Genomic DNA, 11836 nt, shown 5'->3' on the forward strand with positions numbered 1-11836 from the left:
GGAAGGTGAATATGAGCTTCGACGCCGATGAAGAAATCCTCCAGGACTTCCTGGTTGAGGCCGGCGAGATTCTCGAACTATTGTCCGAGCAACTGGTGGAGCTGGAAAGCAGCCCCGACGATACAGCCTTGCTCAATGCGATTTTTCGCGGTTTCCATACGGTAAAAGGTGGCGCAGGCTTCCTCCAGCTGCACGAGTTGGTGGAGTGCTGCCACATCGCCGAAAATGTCTTCGACATCCTGCGCAAGGGTGAGCGTCGCGTCGACTCGGAATTGATGGATGTCGTGCTCCAGGCACTGGACGCCGTCAATGAAATGTTCGCCCAGGTGCGTGAACGGACCGAAGTTACGCCTGCCACGCCCGAGCTGCTCGCGGCGTTGGCGCGCCTGGCCGAGCCGGGCGGAGCGCCGGAGGCGGTAGTCGAAGCTGCACCGGAGCCGGAGCCCGAGCCGGTCGCTGAGACAGCCGATAGCGAGTTCGAGCAGTTCCTCGGCGCGTTGGATGAAACCGAGAACGCCGCAGCCGCTGGCGCAACGGACGAAATCACCGACGAGGAATTTGAGTCGCTGCTCGATCAGCTGCATGGCAAGGGCCAGTTCGTGGCGGAGCCCGGCGCCAATCCCGCGCCGCCAGCGGTCACGGCAACCGAAGCCCCGGCCGGCGATGAAATTACTGACGACGAATTCGAGGCGTTGCTCGACCAGTTGCATGGCAAGGGGCAATTTGCAGCGCCCGCTGCCGCTGCGCCAGCGGCGTCCGCGGAGCCCACGGCGCCGACCCCCGCGGCGGGTGGTGACGAGATCACCGATGACGAGTTCGAGGCGCTGTTGGATCAACTGCACGGCAAAGGCAAGTTCGAGCCCGAGGCGACGGTAGCCGCTGTCGAAAAGCCGGCGCCGGCGGCAAACAAGCCCGCCCCGGCGAAACCCGCTGCGCCACCATCGCCCAGCAAGGCGGCGCCGGCCAAGGCCGAGCCGGCGACCAAGGCCGCTCCCGCCGCGGAAAAGCCGGCGAGCGAAGCCGAAACGACCGTGCGGGTCGATACCGCGCGACTCGATGAAATCATGAACATGGTCGGCGAGCTGGTGCTGGTGCGTAACCGCTTGGTTCGGCTGGGTTCCAACAGCAGCGATGAAGCCATGGCCAAGGCCGTGTCCAATCTGGATGTGGTGACGGCCGATCTGCAGAGCGCAGTGATGAAGACGCGCATGCAGCCGATCAAGAAGGTGTTCGGCCGTTTCCCGCGACTGGTTCGGGATCTGGCTCGCAGCCTGAAAAAAGAGATCAACCTGGAGTTGGTCGGGGAAGAAACCGATCTGGACAAGAACCTCGTCGAGGCCCTGGCCGATCCGTTGGTGCATCTGGTGCGCAACGCCGTCGACCACGGCATCGAAACGCCCGAAGAGCGCGAGGCGGCTGGCAAGCCGCGGATCGGCAAGGTGGTGCTCTCCGCCGAACAGGAAGGCGACCACATCCTGCTGATGATCACTGATGACGGCAAGGGCATGGACGCTGAGATCCTGCGGGCCAAGGCGGTGGAGAAGGGGCTGCTCGATCGCGATGCAGCGGAGCGCCTGAGCGATCTGGAGTCCTACAACCTGATCTTCGCTCCGGGCTTTTCGACCAAGTCGGAAATCTCCGACGTGTCCGGTCGTGGCGTTGGCATGGACGTGGTCAAGACCAAGATTTCCCAGCTCAACGGTACGGTCAACGTGTTCTCCAACAAGGGCCAGGGCTCGCGCGTTGTCATCAAGGTACCGCTGACGCTGGCGATCATGCCGACGTTGATGGTGATGCTGGGTGATCAGGCGTTTGCCTTCCCGCTGGTCAACGTCAACGAGATCTTCCATCTGGACCTGTCCCGCACCAACGTGGTCGATGGCCAGGAAGTGGTGATCGTGCGCGACAAGGCGCTGCCCTTGTTCTACCTCAAGCGCTGGTTGGTGCAAGGCGCCGAGCGCGAGGAGCAGCGTGAGGGACACGTGGTCATTCTGAGCGTCGGCAATCAGAGCATCGGCTTTGTCGTCGACCAGCTGGTCGGCCAGGAGGAGGTAGTGATCAAGCCGCTGGGCAAGATGCTGCAGGGCACACCGGGCATGTCCGGTGCGACCATCACTGGCGACGGCCGTATCGCCTTGATCCTGGATGTCCCGAGCATGCTCAAGCGTTACGCGCGCCGGATCTGATCACGAGGCAGCGGCTTTCGCCGACCGCTGCCGCCGCTAGGAGTGTTTTATGGCAGTCAAGGTCCTGGTGGTGGACGATTCAGGCTTCTTCCGCCGCCGTGTATCGGAGATCCTCTCTTCGGACCCCAATATTCAGGTAATCGGCACCGCGACCAACGGCCGCGAAGCGATCGATCAGGCGCTGGCGTTGAAACCCGACGTCATCACCATGGATTACGAGATGCCAATGATGGACGGCATCACGGCCGTGCGGCAGATAATGCAGCGCTGCCCGACGCCGGTGTTGATGTTTTCGTCGCTTACCCACGAAGGTGCCCGTGTCACGCTCGATGCGCTGGATGCCGGCGCCGTGGACTTTTTGCCGAAGAACTTCGAAGACATCTCGCGCAGTCCGGACAAGGTCAAGCAGCTGCTCTGCGAGAAAATCCACACCATCTCGCGCAGCAACCGTCGTTTCAGCAGCACCACCAGCGCGCCAGCCGCTAGCGCGTCGCTAACGCGTCCCGCCGGTTCCGGCGGCGCTACGCCGGCAGCGCCGCGCCCCGCCGCGCCCGTACACGCCCCGACTTCCACATCGGCAGCGCCGCGGCGCAAGGCGTATCGGCTGGTGGCTATCGGCACCTCCACCGGTGGTCCGGTGGCCCTTCAGCGCGTGCTGACCCAGCTGCCCGCCAGTTTTCCGGCGCCTATCGTGCTGATACAGCATATGCCGGCTGCGTTCACCAAGGCGTTCGCCGAGCGCCTGGACAAGCTTTGCAAGATCCGCGTGAAAGAAGCCGAAGACGGTGACCTGCTGCGTCCGGGGCTCGCACTGCTGGCCCCGGGCGGCAAGCAAATGATGGTCGACGGGCGCGGTGCGGTGCGCATCTTGCCGGGTGACGAGCGGCTTCATTACCGGCCGTGCGTGGACGTCACCTTTGGCTCAGCTGCCAAGGCGTTTCACGACAAGGTGCTGGCGGTCGTGCTGACCGGCATGGGCGCCGACGGCCGAGAGGGCGCGCGTATGCTCAAGCAGAGCGGTAGCCAGGTATGGGCGCAGGACGAGGCCAGCTGTGTCATCTATGGCATGCCGATGGCGGTGGTTAAAGCCAACCTCAGCGATGCGGTGTATGGACTCGACGATATCGGCCGTCACCTGAGCGAGGCCTGCCTCTGATGGACGTGCTCAGCCTGATCGGGCTGGTCCTCGCGTTCGTTGCCATCGTCGGCGGCAACTTTCTCGAGGGCGGTCACGTTTCGGCATTACTCAACGGTCCGGCGGCCCTGATCGTGCTGGGCGGCACCCTGGGCGCCGTCCTGTTGCAGACGCCGATGACCGTGTTCATGCGCGCCATGGCCATTCTCGGCTGGATCTTTTTTCCGCCACGTATCGACATGGCCGGCGGTATCAGCCTGGTCACTGGCTGGAGCGCCACTGCGCGCAAGGAAGGGTTGCTGGGGCTCGAGCCGATCGCTGAAACCGAAGCCGACCCCTATGCGCGCAAGGGCCTGCAGTTGCTGGTCGACGGTGCCGAGCCGGAGGTGATCCGCAGCATTCTGGAGGTCGACCTGTACACCCAGGAGACCCGCGATCTTCGCGCGGCGAAAGTATTTGAAAGCATGGGTGGCTACTCGCCAACGGTGGGTATCATCGGCGCGGTGATGGGATTGATCCACGTGATGGGCAACCTGGCCGATCCCAGCCAGCTGGGCAATGGCATCGCGGTTGCATTCGTCGCCACTATCTACGGCGTCGCCTTCGCCAACCTGTTGGTGCTGCCGGTGGGTAACAAGCTCAAGAGTGTCGTGCAGAAGCACACCGCCTACCGCGAGATGCTGCTCGAAGGCGTCCTGTCGATTGCCGAGGGGGAAAACCCGCGGTCGATCGAAATGAAGCTGCAAGGCTTCATGGATTGAATGATGCGAGGCTGACGGCGCGTATTCCTGCCGCTGGGCATATGGGAACCAACATGGCAAACGCTCGAAACAACGCCGCAATCGGTCGCCGCTCCGACACAAGATCCGCGCTCGCGCCCGCTTGCCTGTCTGTTGCGGGAGTCGCCTGATCATGGCGCGGCGCAGGCTGCACGAGGAGCCGGAGAATCATGAGCGCTGGCTGGTTTCCTACGCCGATTTCATCACGTTGCTGTTTGCCTTCTTCGTGGTGATGTACTCGATTTCCTCGCTCAACGAAGGCAAATACAAGATTCTGTCCGACTCGCTGGTCGGCGTTTTCAACCAGCCGGATCGTGCCGTCAAGCCGATCCCGATCGGTGAAGAGCAGCCGCGGACCAGCCATCAGGACCTCAGCGCCAGCGACACGGCGCAAGCCGGTGACGCTCCGGTCGATCCTCTGGATAGCATCGTACGCAGCATGCGCGCGGCGTTTGCCGACCTTATCGGGTCGCATCAGCTCACGGTGCGAGGCAACGAGCAGTGGGTCGAGATCGAACTCAACTCCAGCTTGCTGTTCCCCAGTGGCGATGCGCTGCCAAACGATATGGCGTTCGGCATACTCGACAAGGTTGCCAATATTCTGGCGCCTTTCGATAACCCTATCCACGTGGAAGGCTTTACCGACAACCTGCCCATCAGCACCGACAAATATCCAACCAACTGGGAGCTTTCGGCGGCGCGAGCCGGCAGCGTGGTTCGGATGTTGGCGGCCGGCGGTGTGCAGGCCTCGCGCCTGGCGGCGGTCGGCTATGGTGAATTCCAGCCCATCGCCGATAACTCGACGGCGGAGGGGAGGGCGCGCAATCGCCGAGTCATCCTGGTTATTTCGCGAAATCTCGATGTGCGCCGCAGCGTGACCGGCGTCGGCAGTGCCAATGCTCGGGTTGCCGGAGCTGCCGGACAATCTGGCACACAACCTGCACCAGCTTCGGCTCAATAGGGGCCGCGTGCGGCGTCGTCAAATCCCCGTCGCCGGCTAGCTCGGCGCGGCAGTTCCCGGTCTGGTTCGATCCGGATGGAAGAGAGTTATGAGAGTCTGGGCAGTAGCCAATCAGAAAGGTGGAGTGGGCAAAACCACCACGTCCATCGCGCTCGCCGGTTTGCTGGCCGATTCGGGCAAGCGTGTCGTGGCACTCGATCTGGATCCCCACGGTTCGATGACCAGCTATTTCGGTCATGATCCGGATAACCTCGAGCACAGCGTTTTCGACCTGTTCCAGCATCAAGGCGCCGTTCCGGAAGGCCTGCCCTGGCAGCTGCTGCTGCCGACGAGCCATGAACGTATCTCCTTGCTGCCCTCGAGCACGGTGCTGGCGACGCTGGAGCGTCAGTCGCCCGGGCAGAACGGCCTCGGCCTGGTCATTGCCAAAAGCCTGTCGCAGCTCTGGGAGGATTTCGATTACGCCATCATCGATAGCCCGCCGCTGCTCGGCGTGCTGATGGTCAATGCGCTGGCGGCCAGCCAGCAGCTGGTGATTCCGGTTCAAACCGAATTCCTCGCCATGAAGGGCCTGGAACGGATGGTCAGCACACTCGCCATGATCAACCGCTCACGCAAGCAAGCCTTGCCGTACACCATCGTGCCGACCATGTTCGACCGGCGCACCCAGGCATCGATGAACACCCTGAAGGTATTGCGCAACAACTACGAGGCCAATCTCTGGCAGGCTTTCATTCCAATCGATACCCGCCTGCGCGACGCCAGCCGTGCCGGGGTCACACCGTCGCAGCATGACCCCAACAGCCGCGCGGTGCTGGCGTACCGCGCGCTGCTCAAGACCTTGCTGGCCGCACAAGCTTCACCGCAGGTGGCCTGAATGACGACGTACGGGCCCCATCTCGGTTCAAGTTCATCGTGGCTGTGGCCGATAGCCTATCCAGTTGGTTCGCACGAGTTGGTTTCATGAGCCGTACCCTTCTTAAAGAAAGCCGTTCGCAACAGACGCTGCAGTCCTATCTCGACGCGCTCCTGCAGGACGCGGTGATGGAGCTGACCGAGTCGGTCAGTCACGACGAGTTTCAGGCTGCCGTGCTCGAAGAGCAGCAACGCGACGTCCAGCGGGTGCTCGCACTGCGATCGACGGCGCCACGCACGCCGGAGCCGAAGCCGGTGGTAGAGCCCGTGGCGTTGCAGAGCGAGCCTGAGGCGCTGCTGGTGTTGCAACCCGAAACAGAGCCAGAGCAACCACTGGCACCGATCGAGCCGATCGCCAGTTTCGAGCCGCAGGCCCAACAGCCTGGCGGACCGCCGGCGCACCAGAGCGGCCAACCGGAGTGGGGCGAGGAACCCTTCGAATGCCTGCTTTTCGATGTGGCCGGCCTGACCCTGGCAGTCCCGCTGGTGAGCCTCGGTTCGATCTATCCGCTGGAAGGCCACGACCTGACGCCGCTGTTTGGACAGCCCGCCTGGTTTCTGGGAATTCTGCCGAGCCAGGCTGGCAACCTGAAGGTGCTGGATACGGCTCGCTGGGTGATGGCTGAGCGATATCGCGACGACTTCCGCGAGGGGTTGCAGTATGTGATTTCCGTGCAGGGCTACGACTGGGGGCTGGCAGTCCATCAGGTGAGTCGCTCGATTCGCCTCGATCCGAAGGAAGTCAAATGGCGCACGCAGCGCAGTCAGCGGCCCTGGCTGGCCGGGACGGTGATCGAGCATATGTGCGCGCTGATGGACGTGACGGCCCTTGCAGAGCTGATCGCCAGTGGTGCGACGCGCCATCTCAAGGGCGTCCCGTCGTAAACGAACCGAACAATCAATGGGGCGCGCAGGCACTCCGAGTAACCGATAGAATCGACCGCCATTGCGGTACATGAAGAGGTGGGGCTATGAAGATGACTTCCGCGCAGGGTTCCGATGATCCGGTTCTGCAATGGGTGACCTTTCGTCTGGACAACGAGACCTACGGCATCAACGTGATGCAGGTCCAGGAAGTGTTGCGCTATACCGAAATTGCGCCGGTGCCAGGCGCGCCTAGCTATGTGCTGGGCATCATCAACCTGCGCGGCAATGTGGTCACCGTGATCGATACCCGCCAGCGCTTCGGACTCGAGACGGCAGCGGTGTCTGACAATACCCGCATCGTCATCATCGAGGCGGACCGTCAGGTGGTTGGCATTCTGGTCGACAGCGTTGCCGAGGTGGTTTACCTGCGCCAGTCCGAGATCGAAACCGCGCCCAACGTCGGTAACGACGAGTCGGCGAAGTTCATCCAGGGCGTATGCAACAAGAACAACGAGCTGCTGATTCTGGTCGAGCTGGACAAGATGATGAGCGAAGAAGAATGGGCGGAACTTGAGAGCATCTGATAGATGATCGCATCGCTGGTGGCGGCAGTTGTCGCGCTTGCCCTTTGCTGCCTGGCTCTGCTGGGCGGCTGCATCTGGTTGTTTCGCCGCCAGCGGGACATGGCGCGAGCCCAGGCGCTCGAGAATGCGGCGCGTGACCAGCGTATCAAGGAGCTTGGCGCGCGGCTCGACAATTATCAGCAAAGCAGCATCAACATGGGCAAGACACTGCGCGAGCTGTCGCGCACCGTTGCTCCGTTGCCGGAGAAGCTCAGTCAGCTCGAGCAGCGCGATCCGAATAACTACACCTTCTCCCAGGCCGCCAAACTGGTCGGCATGGGCGCTAGCGCTGACGATCTCGCGCAGTTCTGTGGTTTGTCCCAGTCGGAAGCGGAACTGATGCGCAAGCTGCATCAGACACGGCGTAACACGGACTGACCCGCCTCCTGGCCATCGTTCCGCTGGCCGACGGACTCCCGCCGGTCATGCCGGAACACTGAACGATATGGGTATTGCTTCCTCCAATCTGGACAAGGCTTCGCCGTGTCCGGCGCAGGCCCATGCCCGGATGGGAGGAGGATGTGATGCTACGCATTCTGATGGCGTGCCTGCTGGTGAGCCCGGTCTGGGTCAATGCGGCCGAAGCGCCACTCGAGATCGACGGCGCAATGACCATCAACGTGTACCAGGCCAGACAACTCCACGAGCTCGGCGCGGTGTTCATTGACGTGCGGCCGGGCCGCGAATGGAGCTGGGGGCACGTCGATGGCGCGGTACACATGGACCTGGCGCGTGGGTTCTTCGGGTTATCGCAGGCCGACTGGCCGAGAAGCGTGCCGCTGGTGGTCTACTGCGACAGCGAGGTCTGTCCTGCCAGTGCCGAGGCGGTTCGTCTCGCCGTCGCGTGGGGTTACGAGCAGGTGTTCTACTTCCGTCAGGGGTACTTCGCCTGGGTATTGGCAGATTTTCCCCAGCAGAAAGGCCACTCCAGCGGCATCACCACGCTCAACGCACAGGCCCATTGAGCCGCGGGATGAGCGGTGTGTCCGCTTGCCCGGTGAAGCCTGCGGGGCATTTGCCTTTGAGGTACCAGGCGAAGGCGATGATCTCCGCGATTGTGCGATACAGCGCCTCGGGGATGGCGTCGCCCAATTCCAGGCGCGCCAGCAACTTCACCAGTTCGGCATTCTCGTAGATCGGCACCTCGTGCTCGCGGGCGATCGCCAGTATCGCTTCGGCGAATTCATCGTCGCCCTTGGCCGATAGCGTCGGTGCATTGGCGCCGTCGTAGGACAGCGCGATGGCCTGGCGCGGTGTGTCGAATGTCATGCGGTTTCATCCACGAAGCGTTGGTCGAGGGTGGTGCGCGGTCCCTGTGGCGGCATGCCCTGCCTGCAGGCCAGTTCGCCGACGTTCAATCCCGCAGTGAGCAGCCGCTGGCGCAGGTGCTCGAGCTCCGCTGAAATCAGCTCGGCCGTCGCGCTGCGTTCGGCCCATATCTGGCTCGACAGACTGCCCTGGAACAGTTGTGCTTGGACCTGCAAGGGTCCCAGGGGCGTGACATCGAAGGCCAGTTCGACTCTCCAGAGCGTGTCTGGCTTGTCTTTCGGCGACTGCGGCGGCGGTTCTTCGCGCTGAAACTTGACCTGCAGCGGGACGATGTCTCGCTGGTCACGCATCGGGATCTCGATCTGCCACGTCGTGACCTGGACGCCCTCGGGATTGGTCTGGGTCTGAGCCAGGCTGGACAATTGATGGGTCTGGAGCCGAGATATCGCCGCGGCAGCGAGCTTCAGGATCAGTTCCAGGTCGGCTTCTTCCTCGGCGTTCGGCAACGATCGACTCGGCAACGGGAAGCTTTGCGCCAGGTAGCGTGCGTTCGACTGGCCAAGGGCCCCCAGCGCGTTGCGTGCAAACGCAGGCAGTGCCTGCCCCAGTGCGGCGCCGGCCTGTGCCGCGGTGAGTGGTCCGCTCGTCGGCAGCCCTGGTAGCTGAGCGATCAGGCGGAGCAGGGAGGCTTTCATATCGGCCGGCAACGCATCGGCCTGGCCGCTTAGCAAACCGGCTTCGAGAAACACCCCGCTGCGTGCCAACGCCTGGGCCAGCGTCTCGGTATCGGTGAGCGCCTGCATGCTCGGCACCAGACCGAGCAGACGCTCGGCCGCGCCGCGTAGCGAGTCGGGCAATGCCGCACCGGTTCCGAGCGCGTTGAGCAATCCCTCGATCGAACCTTGCCGGCCGTGCTGCTCGGTCAGTTGCTGGCCCAGCACCAATTGATCGAGGCGGCCGCTCAGGGGCATGAAGGACAACGCCTGGTCGCCCTGGACACGTGCGGTAATCAGGCTGCCTGGTGCAAGGGGCAGGGCGGACTCGACGTTCAGCTTCTGCCCTGCAAGGGGCGAATTGAGCAGGCTGATGACGACCTTGAACAGGGGCTTTCCGTCCTGCTGCGTTTGCTGGCTGGCCGTCACTTTTCCTTGTATCACGGTGCCTATCGGAAGCTGGGCGAGATCAATGCTGCTTTGCGGCTGGCGACTGCCGGGTTGCAACGCGGCGATCAGGCGCATGTCGGAAACGGCGGTAACCAGCATGGCGGTGCCTGGGGCGGTCGCTTTAGGGCTGCTGGTCTCGACGGTTGCCTGACGCCCATTGTTCATGGTCAGGCGCAGCGTCAGCTGGAATGTTTGCAGCGCTTCCTTGATGCTGACCACCTCGGCGTCGGCACTTTCCCCGGCCGCGAGCAAGCCTTGCATCGGCTGCAGCAGTTTCAACACCATCTCGGTCGAGGTCGTCGCGGGACGGGGCGGGCCCGAGGGGGCGATTGCCTGAGTGCTCTTGATCTCGGTCATTATTACTTAAATGCTCTTACAACCTTTCGCCGTTGTGGCCTTTGGTGCGCGGGCTCGGCATGTATAATTCCGGCCGCCCGGCCTGCCATCGGTATAGCGGCTGGGCTCTCTCCATCTTGAGGTAGCCCTAGCGTGTCCAGTCCCTTTCTAGAAGCTGTGGCGCTGTCCTGCGAGCGGGACTGGCGTCTCCTGTTCGAGAGGTTAGACCTGCGGATAGCCGAAGGGGAAATGTTGCAGATCGCCGGCCCCAACGGCAGCGGCAAGACCAGCCTGCTGCGGCTGCTGTCCGGTCTGATGCAGCCGACCGCCGGCGAGGTGCTGCTCAAGGGCCGGGCGCTGGAAAGCCAGCGCGGCGAACTGGCGCGCAACCTGTTGTGGATCGGCCATGCGGCGGGCATCAAGGGGTTGCTCACTGCCGAGGAAAATCTCACCTGGCTGTGCGCCTTGCACCAGCCTGCGACGCGTGACGAGATCTGGCAAGCGTTGGCTGCGGTCGGGTTGCGCGGCTTCGAGGACGTGCCCTGTCATACGTTATCGGCCGGCCAGCAGCGACGTGTCGGGCTGGCCCGTCTGTATCTATCGCCGCCGCCGCTGTGGATTCTCGACGAGCCGTTCACCGCGCTGGACAAGAGCGGTGTGGCGCAGTTGGAGCGGCACCTGGCCGCGCACTGCGAAAGCGGAGGAATGGTCGTGCTGACGACCCACCATTCGCTGGCCGAGAAACCGGCCGGCTTCCGCGAGATCGATTTGGGGCAGCGAGCCGCATGAGTAATGTTTTCACGCTGTTGCTCGCGCGCGAGTCCCGTCTATTGTTCCGCCGTCCGGCCGAGCTGGCCAACCCTCTGGTGTTCTTCGCCATCGTCATCGCGCTGTTTCCGCTGGCGGTCGGTCCCGAATCGCAATTGTTGCAGAGCATCTCGCCCGGCTTGATCTGGGTTGCCGCATTGTTGGCCGTGCTGCTCTCGCTGGATGGGCTGTTTCGGAGCGATTTCGAGGATGGCTCGCTTGAGCAGTGGGTCGTTTCGCCGCACCCTCTGGCGCTTCTGGTGCTCGCCAAGGTGCTGGCACACTGGCTGTTTTCCGGTCTGGCGCTGGTGCTGCTGGCGCCGCTGCTGGGCCTGATGCTGGGCATGCCGGCCAGCGCGCTGCCGGTACTGCTGATGTCGCTGTTGCTCGGCACACCGATCCTGAGCCTGCTGGGCGCGGTCGGTGCGGCACTGACCGTCGGGCTCAAGCGAGGTGGGCTGCTGTTGGCGTTGCTGATCCTCCCACTCTATATACCGGTGCTGATACTCGGCAGCGGGGCGTTGCAGGCGGCACTGCAGGGGTTACCTGCTCTGGGCTACCTGTTGTGGCTGGCCAGCCTGACGGTGCTGGCGGTTACCCTGACACCCTTTGCCATAGCCGCCGGGCTGAAAATAAGCGTCGGCGAGTGACCGACTGCACGATGTATCTTTCCGGGAGCGTAACCGATGCGCCGATTCGATGGGCGGCCAGTACAACGATGAATTTATTGATCGCGAATAAGAGGCGACTGTCCGGTTTCGGAGCAGTATCGGCCGGCGTGTTGGATGTGAGGCA

At 63.1% G+C, this 11836-nt stretch carries 13 protein-coding genes; 11 read left to right on the top strand and 2 right to left on the bottom strand.

From position 1 onward, the window contains the following. The first annotated feature begins 11 nt into the window (after nucleotides 1-11). The 9 genes from KCX70_RS08375 to KCX70_RS08415 all read left to right on the top strand — a co-directional run bounded on the left by KCX70_RS08375 (nucleotide 12) and on the right by KCX70_RS08415 (nucleotide 8431). Nucleotides 12-2186 carry a chemotaxis protein CheA gene (locus tag KCX70_RS08375; protein WP_212619875.1) on the top strand — a complete coding sequence of 725 codons (2175 nt, stop codon included), beginning with the start codon at nucleotides 12-14 and terminating at the stop codon, nucleotides 2184-2186. 49 nt (nucleotides 2187-2235) lie between these two features. Next, the gene (locus KCX70_RS08380; protein WP_212619876.1) at nucleotides 2236-3342 is read left to right on the top strand and encodes a protein-glutamate methylesterase/protein-glutamine glutaminase; all 1107 of its coding nucleotides are present in this window, start codon (nucleotides 2236-2238) and stop codon (nucleotides 3340-3342) included. Continuing rightward, on the top strand, nucleotides 3342-4082 hold the full coding sequence (locus KCX70_RS08385) for a flagellar motor protein (protein WP_212619877.1): 741 nt from the start codon (nucleotides 3342-3344) through the stop codon (nucleotides 4080-4082). Before KCX70_RS08380 ends, KCX70_RS08385 begins: the two co-directional genes overlap by 1 nt. 151 nt (nucleotides 4083-4233) lie before the next feature. Then, nucleotides 4234-5061, top strand: coding sequence for a flagellar motor protein MotD (motD, locus tag KCX70_RS08390; RefSeq protein WP_212619878.1), 828 nt, complete (start codon nucleotides 4234-4236; stop codon nucleotides 5059-5061). An 88-nt stretch (nucleotides 5062-5149) separates the two neighbouring features. Beyond that, nucleotides 5150-5938, top strand: a complete 789-nt coding sequence (locus tag KCX70_RS08395; protein ID WP_021207748.1) for a ParA family protein — start codon at nucleotides 5150-5152, stop codon at nucleotides 5936-5938. Nucleotides 5939-6024: 86 nt separating this feature from the next. Next, the gene (locus KCX70_RS08400; RefSeq protein ID WP_102851043.1) at nucleotides 6025-6861 is read left to right on the top strand and encodes a CheW domain-containing protein; all 837 of its coding nucleotides are present in this window, start codon (nucleotides 6025-6027) and stop codon (nucleotides 6859-6861) included. Between the two features lie 86 nt (nucleotides 6862-6947). Continuing rightward, complete coding sequence (locus KCX70_RS08405; protein WP_212619879.1) at nucleotides 6948-7427, top strand: chemotaxis protein CheW; 480 nt, start codon at nucleotides 6948-6950, stop codon at nucleotides 7425-7427. A 3-nt stretch (nucleotides 7428-7430) separates the two neighbouring features. Then, the gene (locus KCX70_RS08410) at nucleotides 7431-7844 is read left to right on the top strand and encodes a DUF2802 domain-containing protein (RefSeq protein ID WP_102851042.1); all 414 of its coding nucleotides are present in this window, start codon (nucleotides 7431-7433) and stop codon (nucleotides 7842-7844) included. A 146-nt stretch (nucleotides 7845-7990) separates the two neighbouring features. Beyond that, the gene (locus KCX70_RS08415; protein ID WP_212619880.1) at nucleotides 7991-8431 is read left to right on the top strand and encodes a rhodanese-like domain-containing protein; all 441 of its coding nucleotides are present in this window, start codon (nucleotides 7991-7993) and stop codon (nucleotides 8429-8431) included. On the opposite strand, the gene KCX70_RS08420 is transcribed toward KCX70_RS08415, so the two are convergent. Both KCX70_RS08420 and KCX70_RS08425 read right to left on the bottom strand, forming a co-directional pair. Next, nucleotides 8412-8735 carry an EscU/YscU/HrcU family type III secretion system export apparatus switch protein gene (locus KCX70_RS08420; protein WP_212619881.1) on the bottom strand — a complete coding sequence of 108 codons (324 nt, stop codon included), beginning with the start codon at nucleotides 8733-8735 and terminating at the stop codon, nucleotides 8412-8414. The genes KCX70_RS08415 and KCX70_RS08420 overlap by 20 nt on opposite strands. After that, the gene (locus tag KCX70_RS08425) at nucleotides 8732-10255 is read right to left on the bottom strand and encodes a flagellar hook-length control protein FliK (protein ID WP_212619882.1); all 1524 of its coding nucleotides are present in this window, start codon (nucleotides 10253-10255) and stop codon (nucleotides 8732-8734) included. Before KCX70_RS08425 ends, KCX70_RS08420 begins: the two co-directional genes overlap by 4 nt. Before the next feature lie 132 nt (nucleotides 10256-10387). Between KCX70_RS08425 and ccmA the strand changes: the two genes are divergently transcribed. Together ccmA and ccmB are read left to right on the top strand one after the other, a co-directional pair. Beyond that, nucleotides 10388-11023, top strand: coding sequence for a cytochrome c biogenesis heme-transporting ATPase CcmA (gene ccmA / locus KCX70_RS08430; protein WP_212619883.1), 636 nt, complete (start codon nucleotides 10388-10390; stop codon nucleotides 11021-11023). Then, nucleotides 11020-11691, top strand: coding sequence for a heme exporter protein CcmB (gene ccmB / locus KCX70_RS08435; RefSeq protein WP_021207756.1), 672 nt, complete (start codon nucleotides 11020-11022; stop codon nucleotides 11689-11691). Before ccmA ends, ccmB begins: the two co-directional genes overlap by 4 nt. Nucleotides 11692-11836: the final 145 nt, after the last annotated feature.

Source organism: Stutzerimonas stutzeri (assembly GCF_018138085.1).
Classification (GTDB): domain Bacteria; phylum Pseudomonadota; class Gammaproteobacteria; order Pseudomonadales; family Pseudomonadaceae; genus Stutzerimonas; species Stutzerimonas stutzeri_AI.